Genomic DNA, 15,338 nt, shown 5'->3' on the forward strand with positions numbered 1-15,338 from the left:
GCCGAACAACCAGGGAGACAACAGCGTTGAGTGTCGACGACATTGCGGACGGCATTGCGGACGGCACTGCGGACGACAGCCGCAGAAAACCGACGTACCACTTCGACCGGCACACACCGGAGTACCGCCTGCAGTTCGAGAAGATCACCGAGGAGATGCAGGCCAGGTGTCCGATGGCGTGGTCGGAGACCTACAACGGGCACTGGGTGGCTTCGGGCAGCAGGGAGGTCTTCGAGCTGGCCCGCTGCCCGGCCGTGTCCAACCATCACGACATCTCCGGTGAAACGCCGTACCAGGGCATCACGATTCCGAAGGCCAGCCGCGCCACGGTGGTGCGCGGGGGCATCTTGGAGATGGACGAGCCCGAGCACAGCGCCTACCGCGGAGCCCTGAACCCGTACCTGTCGCCGGCGGCGATCAAGCGGTGGGAGCCGTTCATCCACGAGATCACCCGCGCCGCGCTCGATGAGCACATCGAATCCGGCCGGATCGATTTCGTCGACGACCTCGCCAACGTGGTGCCTGCGGTGTTCACCCTGGCGATGATGGGCATCGAGCTGAAGAAGTGGAACGTCTACAGCGAGCCCACGCATGCGTCGGTGTACACACCCGAGCACGCCCCGGAGCGCGAGAAGATCAACGAGCAGCACCGCGAGATGGGTATCGACCTCATCACCAACATGATGGAGATCCGGGAGAACCCACGGCCCGGACTGGTGAACGCGCTGCTGCAGTTGCGCATCGACGGCGAGCCCGCGCCCGACATCGAGATCCTGGGCAACCTCGGCCTCATCATCGGCGGCGGTTTCGACACGACCACCGCGCTCACCGCGCACGCCCTCGAATGGCTGGGCGAGCACCCCGCCGATCGCAACCGACTCAGCCGGGAGCGCGACACGCTGCTCGATCCGGCCACCGAGGAATTCCTGCGTTTCTTCACGCCCGCTCCCGGCGACGGTCGGACCTTCTCCGAGGACGTCGAGGTCGAGGGTCACCAGTTCAAGAAGTTCGAGCGGCTCTGGCTGTCATGGGCGATGGCCAACCGGGACCCGTCGGTGTTCGACGAACCGAATACGGTGATCATGGACCGGAAGGGCAATCGGCACTTCAGTTTCGGCATCGGTGTGCACCGCTGCGTGGGATCTAACGTGGCACGTACGGTGTTCAAGTCCATGCTGACCGCGGTGCTCGACCGCATGCCCGACTACGTGTGCGATCCCGAGGGCACCGTGCACTACGACACGATCGGCGTGATCCAGGGCATGCGTCATCTGCCCGCGACGTTCACGCCCGGCCCCCGCGTGGGCCCGGGACTGAACGAGACCCTGGAGAAGCTGCAGCGCATCTGCGAAGAGCAGGAGCTGGCCCGTCCCATCACCGAGCGCAAAGAGGCCGCGGTCATCGACTGACCCACCTTTCTCCCGCGAGCGTGCGTGTCTGTCGCCGACACGCCCCGACAAAGCGGGAGTTCATGCACGCTCGCGCGAGGCAGGTCCGTCAGCGGCGGGGCAACCCGAGCACCTGCTGGGCGATGATGTTGCGCTGGATCTCCGACGTGCCGCCCGCGATGGTGCCACCGAAGCTGCGGGCGTACCGCTCGAACCAGCTCGCGAAGTAATGGTCGAGGTTCATGTGCGCGTAAGGTCCCGACGTCGCTGGATGGACGAGCCCGTCGGGACCGGCGGCCTCCAACGCGAGTCCCTCGACCCGTTGCTCGGCCTCGGCCCCCAGCAGCTTCGGAATCGACACCGACGCGACGTCCACCTCACCGCGAGCGGCCTTGGCGATACCCACGGATCCGAGCAGCCGCAACGCCTCGTAGTCCATGATGCTGGTGGCCAGCGCATCGCGTTCGAGGGGGGTCCTCGGCTCGAAATCGGCGATACAGTTGGCGATCCGGTCAGCAAAGCCCAGCCACATCATCGTGCGTTCGTGACCGAGCGAGCCGTTCGCGACGCCCCACCCACCGTTGAGCGGACCGACGAGGTTCTCGACGGGCACGCGGACATCGGTGAAGAACACCTCGTTGAAGTCGAGGTTGTCCATTCCGCACATGTCGGCGAACGGCCGGCACACCACGCCGTCGAGATCGGTCGGGATCAGCAACACGCTGATTCCCCTGTGCTTGACGGCATCCGGGTCGGTCCGGACGAACGTGAGCAGAAAGTCGGCGTCATGGGCGCCGGAGGTCCACACCTTCTGGCCGTTCACCACGAAATGCTCGCCATCGCGAACGGCCCTGGTGCGCAACGACGCCAGATCCGACCCGGCGCTGGGCTCGCTCATGCCCAGCGAGGCGGTGCGTTCGCCCCGCAGGACCGGCACCGCCCAGCGGTGCTTCTGGTCGTCGGTGCCGAATGTCAGCAGCGACGCAGCGATGATGTTGACGCCCTGGGGGTTGAAGCTGTGGTAGATCCGGCGCCGGCACAACTCCTCGGCGTGGACGAACGTCTGCAGCACAGAGGCATTGCGGCCACCGAACTCGGGCGGCTGGGCAGGCAGCAACCAGCCGTTGTCGAACAGCAGCCGCTGCCAGTCCCGTGCCCACTGCGGCATGTGCGAGACCGAGCGCGGCCGCTCCACGGTCTGGGCGGCCGACGGGGTGTGCTCGTCGAGGAACGCGGAGAACTCCGCGCGGAACTCCTCGACGTCGGAGTCGAAGGCCAGCTGCATCTAGAGATCCCTCCCGTATTCGTCGGCGATCATCGCCCGGTGCTCGGCGGCCCCGCCCAGCATCAACTCGCCGGCCTTCGCGCGCTTGAGCGCGAACTGCAGATCGTTCTCCCACGTGAAACCCATGGCTCCGAAAAGTTGTATGCCGTGGCGGAACACCAGCGACTGGCACTCCCCCGCCGACGCTTTGGCCATCGCGGCCGCGAGCCGCCTGCGCGGGTCGTCGGCGGCGATGGTCAACGCCGCGAAGTACATCAGCGCGCGTGCTCGCTCGATGGCGACGAACATGTCGGTCGCCTTGTGCTGCACGGCCTGGAACGTGCCGATCGCGACACCGAACTGCTGGCGACTCTTCGCGTGTTCCACGACGAGGTCGAGGACGCGCTGGCACGCCCCGACCATCGTGGCGGCCATGCCCATCAGCGCAAGGTGGCGGGCGCGCTCGGTGTCCGCCGTCAGCCGCTCGGTGTCGGCGACGTGGACGCCCGGCAACGTCACCTCGGCTACGTGCAGCACCGGGTCGAAGACATCCACGCGGCGGGTGGTGACCTGCTCAGCATCGACGACGAAGACCCCGGCCGGGGTGAGGACGGCGAGGCGGTCTGCACGATCGCCGTCGAGGACGAACCGGTCCGTCCCGGTCAGCACCCACCCTTCGGCGTCGCGGACCGCGGTGACGCCCGAGTGCACCGCCGCACCCGCCCGATGTGGGTCGAAACGATCGCCGACCAGGGGGGCGAACTGCGTCAGGGTGGCCAGAAACGGTGTCGGATCGGTTGCGCGACCCATCTCCTCGAGCACGATCGCGAGCTCGACGGCATTGGCAGGGTCGGTCAACTCGGTCCAACCGGCGTCGCAGTAGCCGGCCCACAACGGCTCCGGATCGACGCCGTTCTCGGCGATCTCACGGATCAGCGTGGCAGGGCACTGCTTGGCGACCGCGTCGCGCACGGTCTCCTGCCACAGTCGTTGATCGGCGTCGAATTCCAGCAGCATGCAGCGCCTCCGAGCTCGTCCGGTCAAGTGAGAATATCATTCTCATTATACGTTGCACCCGTTCTCCCGTCGTGGGCATCGCCTTCCGTAGCCAGGTCCGCCACGCATCGTGCGACGTGTCCGCTGACCTGCGGAGAAAGTAAGCGGTGTGTACTGAGAACATAATTCTTGCCAATGAAGAACAAGGATCTACACTGGCTTCATGTCCGGTGCCGATGCCTGCCGCGGTGAGCGCCCGTGATCGATCTCAACGACGGCACGCAGACAGTCAGTGTCCCCGTGATCGATGCCAGCGTGCACATCTTCTTCGGGTCGAACAAGGACCTGCGGAAGAACTTCCTCCGCGAACCGTTCAGCAGCCGCGGCTTTCCCGATTACGAGATGGACTGGTACGGCGCGCCGGGCGGCGAGTACGCCAAGGGCACGCAGGGCGCTGACGGACAGTACCCGGGCTCCGATGTCGCCACCGTCGCCGAGCACCTGTTCACCGACCGCGGGGTCGACGTCGCCGTGCTGCACCCGATGACGCGGGGCATCATGCCCGACCGGCATCTCGGCACCGCGATCGCGGCAGCGCACAACGAGATGATGGTGACGCGGTGGCTGGAGCACGACGAGTACGGTGCCAGGTTCCGTGGCACGATCCGGGTGAATCCGGACGACATCACCGGCGCACTGCGCGAGATCGAGAAGTACCGCGATCATCCGCGTGTCGTGCAGATCGGCATCCCCCTGCAGTCGCGAGAACTGTACGGAAAGCCGCAGTACTGGCCGCTCTGGGAGGCCGCCGTCGACGCAGGGCTACCGGTGGCGGTGCACATCGAGGTCGGTAACGGGATCATGTTGTCCCCCACACCGTCTGGAGCAGCGCGCACCTACGAGCAGTACCTCGGTTTCATGTCGCTCAACTACCTGTATCACCTGATGAACATGATCGCCGAAGGCGTGTTCGAGCGATACGACGGCCTGAAGATGGTGTGGGCCGACGGGGCGGCGGACATGCTGACGCCGTTCATGTGGCGGATGGACTGCTTCGGCCGCCCCCATCTCGAGCAGACCCCCTGGGCGCCGAAGATGCCGAGTGACTACCTGTCCGAGCACACGTATTTCATCTCCAGCGGTCTGGACGGCCCCGGTGACGTCGAGTACGCCGGCGAGTGGCTCGACTTCACCGGCAAGGACCGGATGACGATGTTCGGCTCCAGCTACCCGCACTGGAACATGCACCAGCCGACGTCCGCGTCGGCCTTGACCGGCGAACAACGGATGCGGCTCTGCTGGCGCAATGCCGCCGAGCTGTACGGCATCGACATCACAGCCGACGCGCTCGCGCAGTAGGCAGTGGCAGGACAAGGAGGCTTCCCATGACGGTAACGGCCGGCACGCAGGCCCGGGACCGCGTCCCCCCGACCGAACGCATCGCCGTGCGGTGCGTCGACTCCGACGTGCACCCGATGCCGCGCCGCGGGGAGCTCGTCGACTACATCCCCGAGCCCTGGCGCAGCCGGTACTTCCTGTCCCACCCGCGCGGGGAAGCGATCTATTACGACGCCCCCGACTATGCGCACTCCTACGCGATGCGGGTGGACTCTTTCCCGCCCGACGGGGAGTTCGCCTGCAGCGACCCTGATCTGGCGCTCAAGCAGCTGATCATGGAGGCCGGCTCGGATATCGCGATCCTCGAGCCGACGCATGGCGAGATGCGGCTGCCCGAGGCCACCCACGCCATGTGCGTGGCCACCAACCAGTGGCTGGCCAACCACTGGCTGGACCCGCACAACAACTGGCACGAGCGGTGGCGCGGTTCGATCTGCGTCGCGATCGAGGAGCCGGCGCTGGCCGCCGCGGAGATCGAGAAGTGGGCCGGCCACCCCTACATGGCGCAGGTCCTGATCAAGGCGGAGCCGCGCCCGTCGTGGGGAGATCCGCGCTACGACGCGATCTGGGCCACCGCGGTCAAACACGACATCACCGTCAGCTGCCACCTGTCTCGCGGCTACTACGAGACGCTGCCGTTCCCGCCGGTCGGTATCCCGAGCTACAACCACGATTTCATGGTCACCTACTCGCTTCTGGCGGCCAACCAGGTGATGAGCCTGATCTTCGACGGTGTGTTCGACCGGTTCCCCACGCTGCGCATCGTGTTCGTCGAGCACGCCTTCACGTGGATCCTGCCGCTGATGTGGCGGATGGACGCGATCTACGAGAAGCGCAAGCGCTGGGTCGACATCAAACGCAAGCCCAGTGAGTACGTGAAGGACCACATCAAGTTCACCACCCAGCCGCTGGACTATCCCGAGGACAAGACGGAACTCACCCGGGCGCTGGAGTGGATGGAGTGCGAGAAGATCCTGCTGTTCTCCAGCGACTATCCGCACTGGACGTTCGACGATCCGCGCTGGCTGGTCAAACACCTGCCCGAGCACGCCCGCGAAGCGGTGATGTTCCGCAACGGCATCGCGACCTACAAGCTGCCGGACACGGTGCCGGTGCTCGAGGGCCAGGTTCGGGTCTTCTAGGTGACCGAGGCACAGAAATCGCCCCGGCTGGCCCAGGGGCGTGAACACGTGGTCGCGACCGTCGACGAGATCCCACCCGGCACACACAAGCTCGTGCCGATCGGCCGTCACGGGGTGGGCGTCTACAACGTCAAGGGCACCTTCTACGCGATTGCCAACTACTGTCCGCACGAAGGCGGTCCGCTGTGCTCCGGTCGGGCACGGGGCCGCACGATCGTCGACGAGGACGTGCCCGGTGACGCCGTGATGGTCCGCGACAAGGAGTTCATCTACTGCCCCTGGCACCAGTGGGGTTTCGAGCTCGCGACCGGCACCACGGCGGTCAAACCCGAGTGGAGCATCCGCACCTATCCGGTACGGGTGGTCGGTAACGATGTGCTGGTGCAGGCATGACGGCCCCCGAGGCGATCGGGCCGACACTCAAGCGCGGCGAGAAGCTCTTGGAGGTCAACGGCGGCCGCGTCGTCTACGAAATACTCGGCAAGCAGGGTGATTTCATCGCATTGACCCCGGGTGGACGGTTCAGCAAGGACATCGAGGGGCTGCGGCCGCTGGCGCAAGCGCTGGTGAAAGGTGGGTACCGCGTGCTGCTGTGGGACCGGCCCAACTGCGGCAAGTCCGACGTGCAGTTCTACGGACAGAGTGAGTCCCACATGCGCGCTGAGACCCTGCACGCCCTGATCACCGGCCTGGGCATCGGACCGTGCATCCTGGCCGGCGGATCCGGGGGTGCCCGCGACTCGATGCTGACCGCGATGCTGTACCCGGAGATCGTCCGGAAACTCGTGGTGTGGAACATCGTCGGCGGCATCTACGGCACGTTCGTCCTCGGTTCCTACTACATCGTGCCCAGCATCCTCGCGGTGCGCGGCACCGGGATGCGCGGAGTGGCCCAGGTCGGCGAGTGGAAGGAACGGATCGCCGAGAACCCCGCGAACAGGGAGCGCCTGCTGTCCTTCGACGCCGACGACTTCCTCACGCTGATGTTGCGCTGGCTCAACGCGTTCGTCTCGAAGCCGGGGCAGACGATCCCGGGCGTCGACGACGAGATGTTCGACAACATCGGAGTCCCGACGCTGATCATCCGCGGCGGCGAGAACGACATGGACCACCCCAAGCGCACCTCACTGGAGGTCAGCTGCCTGATCAAGGGCTCGACGCTGATCGACCCGCCCTGGCCCGAGGATGCCTGGGAGCGCGCCGCCGAGGCGCGCGCGTCAGGAAAAGTGAAGCGCTTCAACATGTTCGACACCTGGGTGCAGGCCGCACCCGCGATCCTCGACTTTCTGGGGCGCCGATGACGGCGCGCTCAGTCCGTCGCGACGATGTGAACCTCGCAGTTGGTCGAGGCCTCCAGGGCCGTGTGGAGGCGGCTCTCGGGGACACGCACCAGGTCGGCCTGGCGCAGCGTCACCGTGAGGATGTCCCACCCGTCGGTGCCTGGTTGACGGTCGAGGTGGCCTGTCACCCCGAAGCCGGCCAGCACTCCGTGGGCGTCCTCGTCGGTGCCGTGGCTGACGAACGTCAGCACCCCGGCCACCGGCTCGGTGCCGAAGGCCTGCGCGCACAGAGCGATTCCCGTCGCGTGCAGAGTGGCCGCATCAGTGCCCGTCATCAGGATCTCCACTTCGCGGCGTCTCGGCGGCAGACCGGCGAGGTCGTTGCCGATCACCTGCAGCCCCGCCGAGTCGGCGAGTTCGGTCAGTGCGGCCATCCCGGAGCGCAATTGCTCGGCCGAGAGGTTCCCGTCCGGATCGACTCCGATCCGGACCACCGCCGTTCGCATGAGCCGAAGCCTAGCCGGGCGTGCAGGAGGTGTGGATGAGCACGGCGATGAACACCGATCTCACGGTCGCCGCATGGCCCGGTCTGACGCCGCGGCTGCTGCGGGCCGCGGCGGGTCGGGAGACGCTCGACGAGTACCGCGGCGCGGGCGGCTATCAGGCAATCGGTGATCCCGCCGCACTGCTCGACGAGATCGACCGTGCCGGCGTGCTGGGCCGCGGCGGCGCCGCCTTCCCGATGGCGGCGAAGCTGACGACGGTCCGTGATGCGTCGCTGCGGGGTCGCGACACGGTGCTGGTGGCCAACGGCGAGGAAGGCGAGCCGGCGTCGGTCAAGGACCGCTGGCTGCTGCGGCACCGGCCGCACCTGGTGCTCGACGGGTTGCGGTTGGCCGCAAACATCATCGGCGCCCGGCACGCTCACGTGTATGTCTCGGATCGTGCAGGCGCACAGTCCGTCTCGGATGCACTCGACGAGGTGGGCGCCGACGGACTCGGCGGAGTGACCGTCGGGGTGCGTACGGTCGAGCCCGGTTACGTCGCCGGCGAGGAGACCGCCGCGGTACGGGCGATCAACGGCGGTCCGGCCAAACCGACGGACAAGCCGCCGCGTCCCTACGAGCAGGGCGTCGGCGGTCTGCCCACGGCGGTCAGCAACGTCGAGACGCTCGCGAACCTGCCGTTCGTCGCGATGCACGGCGCGAGCGCGTACCGGGAACAGGGCACCCAGCGCTCCCCCGGCACCTTCCTGGCGACGCTGACCGGCGGCGGCCGCGGACCGGGACTCTACGAACTCCCGTTCGGCATCCCGATGGCGGAGGTGCTGGAGCGGCACGGCATACCGCACGATCGAGTGCGCGGAGCTCTGATGGGCGGCTATTTCGCCGGCCTGCTCGACCGGCGGGTGCTCGACTGCACGGCGGATCACGACTCGCTGCGCGCACAGGGCAGCGGCCTGGGCTGCGGCGCGGTGTCGGTGCTCATCGACGAATGCCCCGTGGCGGTCGGGGCGGCTGTTCTCGCGTACTACGACAGGGAGAACGCCGGGCAGTGCGGGTCGTGCTTCAACGGCACCGCCGCGATGGCCGCCGCGGCGACGGCGCTGCGCGACGGGACGGCCGGCGTCGAGGATCTCGAGCGCCTCGAGCGATGGTCGGTGGTGCTGCGGGGTCGGGGCGCCTGCGCGACGCTGGATGCGGCCACCAACATCGCTGCGAGCCTGCTGGCGATGTTCGGGGATGACGTCGCGCGACATCTCGACGGTCGCTGCCCGGACTGCGCTGCGGCGGCCTACACCGCACGGCGCCCCTTCGAGGTGGAGTCACTGTGACGGACAGACTGCGGATCAAGCTCGACCGGACCCTGTGCGACGGATTCGGCATCTGTGCCAGGCACGCACCGGAGTACTTCTCGCTCGACGACTGGGGTTACGCGGTGCTCGTCGGTGACGGTGACATCCCCGAGTCCGATCGGGACGCGGTTCAGCGCGCGCTGATGGACTGTCCCGTGCACGCCATCATGGAGCTCACCGAGCGCCGACCGGATGACGCGCACATCGCCGAGGTGAGCGAGCCCGATCTGGAGCACCTGAAGGTGGGAGACAACGAGGCGGAGTGGGGCTTCACCCGATGAGCGCTCGCGCGAAGAGGCGAGGGCACCGATGAGCGCTCGCGCGAAGAGGCGAGGATACCGATGAGCGGTGACACCCGGATGCCGTTGCCGCAGTTGACGTTCGACAACGAGTTCTTCTGGACCTCTGGCGCCGATGGGGTTCTGCGAGTTCAGCAGTGCCGGGCCTGCTCGGCGTTGATACACCCACCGCAGCCGGTGTGCCGTTACTGTCGCGGTCGAGATATGGGAGTGCGTGCGGTCTCGGGTACGGCAGTGCTGTCGGCCTTCACCGTCAACCATCGCTTCAGCATTCCGGGGCTGGCGGCGCCGTACGTCGTCGCGCAGGTGGCACTGATGGAAGATCCTCGGATCCGGTTGACCACCAACATCATCGACGCTTCCGCCGACGAGCTCGAGATCGGCCAGCTGGTCGAGGTGGTGTTCGAGCAGAACGCCGACGTCTACCTGCCCCTGTTCCGGCCGGTGTCCCCGAAGCGGTTCGGCACGGAGCCGGCCGACGAGATCGCGCCGGCGGATTTCGGTTCCCACGTCCGGCCGATGGCGCGCACGGAGAAGTTCGAGGACAAGTCGGCGATCACCGGCATCGGTGCGTCACGGCTGGGCCGGCGGCTGATGGTCGCGCCGCTGTCGCTGACGATCGAGGCCTGTGAAGCGGCCGTCGCCGATGCCGGGCTGACCTTCGCCGACATCGACGGCCTGTCGACCTATCCGGGACTGGACGTCGCAGGTATGGGTGAGGGTGGAGTCACCAAACTCGAAGGGGCGCTGGGCCTGCGGCCGACGTGGATCAACGGCGGCATGGACACCTTCGGGCCGGGCGGTTCGGTGATCGCTGCGATGATGGCCGTCGCCACCGGGATGGCTCGGCATGTGCTGTGCTTCCGCACCCTGTGGGAGGCGACGTTCGGGCAGTTGGTGAGGGAGGGCCGGCTCACGCCGCCCGGCGGTGCGCGTACCGACAGCTGGCAGATGCCGTTCGGCGCGGTGTCAGCCGCACACACACTGGCCCTCAACGCGCAGCGGCATTTTCACCGCTACGGCACCACCCGGGAGACGCTCGGCTGGATCGCGTTGAACCAGCGCGCGAATGCCGCGCTGAATCCGACCGCCATCTACCGGGATCCGATGACGATGGAGGACTATCTAGGCGCCCGGATGATCACCACGCCATTCGGGCTCTACGACTGCGACGTGCCGTGTGACGGCGCGGTAGCGGTCGTCGTCTCCGCCGTCGACACCGTCGCCGACCGGCCGAAGCCACCCGTGTTCGTCGAGGCGGTGGGCACCCAGATCATCGAGCGCACCGACTGGGACCAGACCACGCTGACCCACGAGCCGCAGGTGCTCGGTCAGGCGGCACACCTGTGGACCCGGACATCGTTGCGACCGGCCCACGTCGACGTCGCCGAGTTGTACGACGGCTTCACGTTCAACTGCCTGTCCTGGCTGGAGGCGCTGGGGTTCTGCGGTATCGGCGAGGCCAGGGACTTCCTCGACGGCGGATCGGCGATCGCCCGCGACGGCGCCATCCCGCTGAACACGCACGGCGGCCAGCTCTCCCATGGACGCACGCATGGCATGGGGCTGGTGCACGAGGCGGTGACACAGCTGCGCGGCGAGGCCGGCGAGCGTCAGGTCGACGACGCCCGGGTCGCAGTGGTCAGCAGCGGCGGGCTGACGCCCAGCGGGGTCATGCTGCTGCGGGCGGGCTCGTGAGCGCCTCCGATCCCGCCCGGCGCGTCGTCCTGGTGGACGGCGTGCCGATGTCCGGGCTCGCTGTGCAGGTGGCCGATCCCCGCGCGGTCGTCGTCGCGGTGCACGGGGGCGCGACGACGTCGGCGTATTTCGACTGTCCGGGCCGACCCGCACTCTCCCTGCTGCGAGCCGCTGCCGCACAGGGTTTCTCGGCGATCGCCCTGGACCGGCCCGGCTACGGCGCCTCGGGTCTGTACGCCGACGGGTTCGCCGACCCGGCGCTGCGCGTGGCCGCCGCGTCCGGCGCGGTGGACGCGATGCTCGGCGCAGCCGCGCGGGGTGCGGGACTGTTCCTGGTCGGTCATTCGGCCGGATGTGAGCTCGCGCTGCGGATGGCGACCACGCACCCGGAGGTGATCGGCGTCGAGCTCGCCGGCACCGGTGTGCACTACACCGACGCCGCCCGCGACGTCATCGACGAGGCCTCGGTGACCTCGCGACCGGCCGGGCTGCGCGACCTGCTGTGGCAGCCCACCGACCTCTATCCCCCCGAGGTGCTGACCGGTGCGTTGTCCGCGCCCGGAGCGCCCTACGAAGGTGAGGTCACGGCGAACTGGCCGCGACGCGACTTCCCGGCCACCGCCGCCCAGGTCCGCGTGCCGGTGCAGTTCAGCGTCGCCGAGCACGAAAGCGTGTGGGAATCCGGCCCGGAATCAGTCGCGGCCATCGCAGCGCTGTTCACCTCGGCACCGCGCGTGCGGATCAACGAGATGTCCAGCAGTGGGCACAACCTCAGCGTGGGGCATAACGCCGGCGAATACCACGCAAGGGTGCTGTCCTTCGCCGGAGAATGCCTCGCGACCGTTCCCGGTCGCGACCCCGACCACGTGGAGGCGAGTTGATGCGCGTCGGTTTCATCGGATTGGGCAGCCAGGGCGGGCCGATGGCCAGGCGCATCGCCGAGGGCGGGTTCGACACCACGCTGTGGGCACGACGCCCGGCCAGCCTGGAGCCCTACGCCGACACACCGGCCCGCACCGCAGCCACCCCGGCCGAGCTCGGCGCAGCCAGTGACCTGGTGTGCCTGTGCGTCGTCGGGGACGACGACGTGCGTGAGGTGCTCGGCGGTGCGAACGGCGTACTGGCCGGCATGGCACCGGGAGGTGTCGTCGCGATCCACAGCACCGTCCACCCCGACACGTGCCGCGAGATCGCCGAACAGGCTGCCGCACAGGGTGTCACGGTGATCGACGCCCCGGTCAGCGGCGGGGCGCCCGCCGTGGAGCAGGGCACGCTGATGGTGATGGTGGGCGGTGATGCCGAGGTGGTCGAGAAGGTGCGTCCCGTGTTCGCCACGTACTCCGATGCGATCGTGCATCTCGGCGGACTGGGCAGCGGGCAGGTCGCCAAGATCCTCAACAACCTGTTGTTCAGCGGCAACCTCGGCGCGGCGATGAGCACCCTCGAGCTCGGTGACGCGCTCGGCATCGCGCGCGACCGGCTCTGCGAGGTGCTGCACCGCGGCTCCGCGACCAGCAAGGCGATCGGCAGCATCACGATGTTCGGCGGCACGCTCGACGGGCTGGCCCCGATTGCCGGCGCCCTGTTGCAGAAAGACGTCCGGCATGCTGCCAGCCTCGCGAAGCACGCGGCGGCGCCCGAGGGCACGGTGTTCGCCGACGCGGACACCGCGCTGCGTCTGATGGACCATCCGCGGTCATGAGGGTCGGCTTCGTCGGCGCGGGGCGCATGGGGTCTCCGATGGTGGAACGTCTTGCCGGGGCCGGCCACGACGTGGTCGTCCTCGGTCGTACCGACGAAAAGCGTTCTGCCGCAGTCCGGCTCGGCGCGCATGCTGTCCGGGACATCGCCGGGGTCGCCGACGGGGCGGACGCGGTGGTGGTGTGCGTGTTCACCGACGCCCAGGTCGCCGAGCTGTGTCTGGACGGCGAGCTGGTGGCGGGAATGTCCCCCGGTGCGGCGCTGGTGCTGCACACGACGGGAAGCCCCGCCACGGCGCGGTCCATCGCTATGCGCTTCGCCCATGTCGACGTGATCGACGCCCCGCTCAGTGGCGGTCCGCACGACATCGCGGCGGGCCACGTGACTGTCTTCGCCGGCGGCAGCGACGACGCGATGACGCGCGTGGCGCCGCTGCTCGGGGCCTACGCCGACCCCATCGTGCATGCCGGCGCCACGGGTGCCGGCCAGCTGGTCAAGCTCGTCAACAACACCCTCTTCGCAGCACAGATCGGGCTCGTGGCCGAGGGTGTGCGGCTGGGCAACCGGCTCGGCGTGGAGGAAGGCCGCCTGCTGCAGGCGTTGACGCACGGCAGCGCGCAGAGCCGGGTGCTGTCGTTGATCGCGGCGGCGGGTTCGGCGGACGCGTTCATCGCCGGCGTCGGCGAGTTCCTCGGCAAGGACGTCGCCGTCGTGCGCGCCACCGTCGCCGAACTCGGCGGCGACCTCGGTGGGCTCGACGCTCTGGTGGACGCGGGGGTGCGGGCATGACGCGCGGTTGCCGAAAAACCGCGGATTTCCGACGCGGGGTGGCGCATACTGTAGCCGTTACATTCAGACAGGCCTTCGTAACGTTTCCGGCTCTGAGGACAGCGCCGAGGAGGACGCAGTGACCACACCCCGGTTGGTGTTCAATCCGGTTTCCCAGGATTACTTCGACAATCCGTACGAGATCTACCGGCGGATGCGCGATGAAGCGCCCCTCTACTACGACGAAGAGGAGGACTTCTACGCGCTGACCCGGCACGCCGACGTGGCGGCAGCGTTCAAGGATCATGAGGCGTTTTCGTCGGCGCGCGGCTGCGACCTCGGCATGGTGCGCTCCGGCGAGGTGCCGCAGAAGTCGATCATCTTCATGGATCCGCCGGACCACCGGCACATGCGCAGCTTGCTGAACAAGGCGTTCACCCCCCGCGCGATCCAGTCCCAGCGCGAGACCGTCGTCGAGCTCGTCCGGCACTATCTCGCCGAGGCCGACCCCGACCACTTCGACGTGGTGCAGGACTTCTCCGGGCCGTTCCCGGTGGAGGTCATCACCCGAATGGCCGGGGTGCCCGAGGACTTCCGTCAGCAGGTCCGGCACTGGATCGACACCAGCCTGCACCGCAAGCCCGGCCAGATCGACATGGACGACGAGAACATGCAGGCCACCATCGACTCCGGCATGTACTACTACGGACTCGTCCAGGAGCGCCGCAAGAACCCGCAGGACGACATGATCAGCCGCCTGATCGCCGCCGAGATCCCCGGCGAGGACGGCAGCCTGCGCAAGCTCGACGACATCGAGATCACCGGTTTCACCACGCTGTTGGGAGGCGCCGGCGCCGAGACGGTGACCAAGCTCGTCGGCAGCGCCGTCGTCGAGTTCGCCCGCCACCCCGAGCAGTGGCAGAAGCTGCTCGAGGACCGCAGCAAGATCCCCGACGCCGTCGAGGAACTCCTGCGCTACGTGGGTCCGGTGCAGTACAACGTCCGCTACAGCCTCAAGGACGTCGAATTACCCAGCGGCGCAGTGCCTGCGCACAAACCAGTGTTCCTGATGGGTGCGGCCGCCAACCGCGATCCGCGGGCCTTCGACAACGGCGAGACCTTCGACATCGACCGGGACCGCACCCAGGCGCAGAACCTCGGTCTGGGCTATGGCATCCACAGTTGCCTCGGCGCCGCGCTGGCCCGGATGGAGACCGCGATCGCGCTCGAGCACCTGCTGGACTTCATGCCCCGGTTCGAGGTCGACTTCGACGGTCTTGCGCGGGTCAGCATGCAGAACGTCGCGGGCTACCACCACGTTCCGGTCACGGTGCTGCGATGAGCCGCAAGATCGAGGTCGACTTCGGCCTGTGCGAGAGCAACGCGGTGTGCATGGGCATCATCCCCGAGGTGTTCCAGGTCGACGACGACGATTACCTGCACGTGCTGACCGACGACGTGACCCCGGAGAACGAACAGCAGATCCGGGAAGCGGTCCGGCAGTGCCCCCGGCAGGCGATCGCGATCGTCGAGAAGTAGCCGATTCCCG

General features: G+C 67.9%; 16 protein-coding genes. 13 read left to right on the plus strand and 3 right to left on the minus strand.

What is annotated here, in order from left to right:
• Positions 1 to 26: 26 nt before the first annotated feature.
• Positions 27 to 1,409 (plus strand): cytochrome P450, encoded by a 1,383-nt coding sequence (locus MCHUDSM44219_RS10555; protein ID WP_048418193.1) that lies wholly within the window; start codon positions 27 to 29, stop codon positions 1,407 to 1,409.
• 88 nt (positions 1,410 to 1,497) lie between these two features.
• Here MCHUDSM44219_RS10555 and MCHUDSM44219_RS10560 read toward each other — a convergent pair whose 3' ends face one another.
• Both MCHUDSM44219_RS10560 and MCHUDSM44219_RS10565 read right to left on the minus strand, forming a co-directional pair.
• Positions 1,498 to 2,673 carry an acyl-CoA dehydrogenase family protein gene (locus tag MCHUDSM44219_RS10560; RefSeq protein ID WP_048418194.1) on the minus strand — a complete coding sequence of 392 codons (1,176 nt, stop codon included), beginning with the start codon at positions 2,671 to 2,673 and terminating at the stop codon, positions 1,498 to 1,500.
• A complete protein-coding gene (locus MCHUDSM44219_RS10565) occupies positions 2,674 to 3,669 on the minus strand; it encodes an acyl-CoA dehydrogenase family protein (RefSeq protein WP_048418195.1) in 996 nt (331 codons plus the stop codon). It lies immediately after the preceding gene.
• A gap of 237 nt (positions 3,670 to 3,906) precedes the next feature.
• Between MCHUDSM44219_RS10565 and MCHUDSM44219_RS10570 the strand changes: the two genes are divergently transcribed.
• The 4 genes from MCHUDSM44219_RS10570 to MCHUDSM44219_RS10585 are packed head-to-tail and all read left to right on the plus strand — an operon-like array spanning position 3,907 to position 7,489.
• The gene (locus tag MCHUDSM44219_RS10570) at positions 3,907 to 5,007 is read left to right on the plus strand and encodes an amidohydrolase family protein (protein WP_048418196.1); all 1,101 of its coding nucleotides are present in this window, start codon (positions 3,907 to 3,909) and stop codon (positions 5,005 to 5,007) included.
• A gap of 26 nt (positions 5,008 to 5,033) precedes the next feature.
• Positions 5,034 to 6,188, plus strand: a complete 1,155-nt coding sequence (locus MCHUDSM44219_RS10575) for an amidohydrolase family protein (RefSeq protein ID WP_048418197.1) — start codon at positions 5,034 to 5,036, stop codon at positions 6,186 to 6,188.
• Positions 6,189 to 6,581: a Rieske (2Fe-2S) protein gene (locus tag MCHUDSM44219_RS10580; RefSeq protein ID WP_048418198.1), complete on the plus strand. Its 393-nt coding sequence runs from the start codon at positions 6,189 to 6,191 to the stop codon at positions 6,579 to 6,581.
• Positions 6,578 to 7,489, plus strand: a complete 912-nt coding sequence (locus tag MCHUDSM44219_RS10585) for an alpha/beta fold hydrolase (protein ID WP_048418199.1) — start codon at positions 6,578 to 6,580, stop codon at positions 7,487 to 7,489. The genes MCHUDSM44219_RS10580 and MCHUDSM44219_RS10585 overlap by 4 nt, the downstream gene beginning before the upstream one ends.
• Positions 7,490 to 7,497: 8 nt before the next feature.
• Here MCHUDSM44219_RS10585 and MCHUDSM44219_RS10590 read toward each other — a convergent pair whose 3' ends face one another.
• The gene (locus tag MCHUDSM44219_RS10590; protein ID WP_048418200.1) at positions 7,498 to 7,974 is read right to left on the minus strand and encodes a hypothetical protein; all 477 of its coding nucleotides are present in this window, start codon (positions 7,972 to 7,974) and stop codon (positions 7,498 to 7,500) included.
• Positions 7,975 to 8,009: 35 nt separating this feature from the next.
• Between MCHUDSM44219_RS10590 and MCHUDSM44219_RS10595 the strand changes: the two genes are divergently transcribed.
• The 8 genes from MCHUDSM44219_RS10595 to MCHUDSM44219_RS10630 all read left to right on the plus strand — a co-directional run bounded on the left by MCHUDSM44219_RS10595 (position 8,010) and on the right by MCHUDSM44219_RS10630 (position 15,328).
• Complete coding sequence (locus MCHUDSM44219_RS10595; protein WP_048418261.1) at positions 8,010 to 9,302, plus strand: NADH-ubiquinone oxidoreductase-F iron-sulfur binding region domain-containing protein; 1,293 nt, start codon at positions 8,010 to 8,012, stop codon at positions 9,300 to 9,302.
• An 8-nt stretch (positions 9,303 to 9,310) separates the two neighbouring features.
• Complete coding sequence (locus tag MCHUDSM44219_RS10600) at positions 9,311 to 9,604, plus strand: ferredoxin (RefSeq protein WP_172506377.1); 294 nt, start codon at positions 9,311 to 9,313, stop codon at positions 9,602 to 9,604.
• A 60-nt stretch (positions 9,605 to 9,664) separates the two neighbouring features.
• On the plus strand, positions 9,665 to 11,320 hold the full coding sequence (locus tag MCHUDSM44219_RS10605) for a thiolase C-terminal domain-containing protein (protein ID WP_048418202.1): 1,656 nt from the start codon (positions 9,665 to 9,667) through the stop codon (positions 11,318 to 11,320).
• 47 nt (positions 11,321 to 11,367) lie between these two features.
• A complete protein-coding gene (locus MCHUDSM44219_RS10610) occupies positions 11,368 to 12,201 on the plus strand; it encodes an alpha/beta fold hydrolase (RefSeq protein ID WP_048418262.1) in 834 nt (277 codons plus the stop codon).
• Positions 12,201 to 13,022, plus strand: a complete 822-nt coding sequence (locus MCHUDSM44219_RS10615; RefSeq protein ID WP_048418203.1) for an NAD(P)-dependent oxidoreductase — start codon at positions 12,201 to 12,203, stop codon at positions 13,020 to 13,022. The genes MCHUDSM44219_RS10610 and MCHUDSM44219_RS10615 overlap by 1 nt, the downstream gene beginning before the upstream one ends.
• Positions 13,019 to 13,810 (plus strand): NAD(P)-dependent oxidoreductase, encoded by a 792-nt coding sequence (locus MCHUDSM44219_RS10620; protein ID WP_048418204.1) that lies wholly within the window; start codon positions 13,019 to 13,021, stop codon positions 13,808 to 13,810. Before MCHUDSM44219_RS10615 ends, MCHUDSM44219_RS10620 begins: the two co-directional genes overlap by 4 nt.
• 118 nt (positions 13,811 to 13,928) lie before the next feature.
• Positions 13,929 to 15,131: a cytochrome P450 gene (locus MCHUDSM44219_RS10625; RefSeq protein ID WP_048418205.1), complete on the plus strand. Its 1,203-nt coding sequence runs from the start codon at positions 13,929 to 13,931 to the stop codon at positions 15,129 to 15,131.
• On the plus strand, positions 15,128 to 15,328 hold the full coding sequence (locus MCHUDSM44219_RS10630) for a ferredoxin (protein WP_048418206.1): 201 nt from the start codon (positions 15,128 to 15,130) through the stop codon (positions 15,326 to 15,328). Before MCHUDSM44219_RS10625 ends, MCHUDSM44219_RS10630 begins: the two co-directional genes overlap by 4 nt.
• Positions 15,329 to 15,338: the final 10 nt, after the last annotated feature.

The sequence above is a fragment of the Mycolicibacterium chubuense genome, from assembly GCF_001044255.1.
Classification (GTDB): Bacteria; Actinomycetota; Actinomycetes; order Mycobacteriales; family Mycobacteriaceae; genus Mycobacterium; species Mycobacterium chubuense.

What these genes read in the sequence shown, in the direction of transcription:
- MCHUDSM44219_RS10590 (WP_048418200.1), bottom strand. Translation starts at nt 7,974, where the DNA reads ATGCGAACGGCGGTGGTCCGGATCGGAGTCGATCCGGACGGGAACCTC.
- MCHUDSM44219_RS10585 (WP_048418199.1), top strand. Translation starts at nt 6,578, where the DNA reads ATGACGGCCCCCGAGGCGATCGGGCCGACACTCAAGCGCGGCGAGAAG.
- MCHUDSM44219_RS10630 (WP_048418206.1), top strand. Translation starts at nt 15,128, where the DNA reads ATGAGCCGCAAGATCGAGGTCGACTTCGGCCTGTGCGAGAGCAACGCG.
- MCHUDSM44219_RS10560 (WP_048418194.1), bottom strand. Translation starts at nt 2,673, where the DNA reads ATGCAGCTGGCCTTCGACTCCGACGTCGAGGAGTTCCGCGCGGAGTTC.
- MCHUDSM44219_RS10620 (WP_048418204.1), top strand. Translation starts at nt 13,019, where the DNA reads ATGAGGGTCGGCTTCGTCGGCGCGGGGCGCATGGGGTCTCCGATGGTG.
- MCHUDSM44219_RS10610 (WP_048418262.1), top strand. Translation starts at nt 11,368, where the DNA reads ATGTCCGGGCTCGCTGTGCAGGTGGCCGATCCCCGCGCGGTCGTCGTC.
- MCHUDSM44219_RS10575 (WP_048418197.1), top strand. Translation starts at nt 5,034, where the DNA reads ATGACGGTAACGGCCGGCACGCAGGCCCGGGACCGCGTCCCCCCGACC.
- MCHUDSM44219_RS10615 (WP_048418203.1), top strand. Translation starts at nt 12,201, where the DNA reads ATGCGCGTCGGTTTCATCGGATTGGGCAGCCAGGGCGGGCCGATGGCC.
- MCHUDSM44219_RS10595 (WP_048418261.1), top strand. Translation starts at nt 8,010, where the DNA reads ATGAGCACGGCGATGAACACCGATCTCACGGTCGCCGCATGGCCCGGT.
- MCHUDSM44219_RS10565 (WP_048418195.1), bottom strand. Translation starts at nt 3,669, where the DNA reads ATGCTGCTGGAATTCGACGCCGATCAACGACTGTGGCAGGAGACCGTG.
- MCHUDSM44219_RS10605 (WP_048418202.1), top strand. Translation starts at nt 9,665, where the DNA reads ATGAGCGGTGACACCCGGATGCCGTTGCCGCAGTTGACGTTCGACAAC.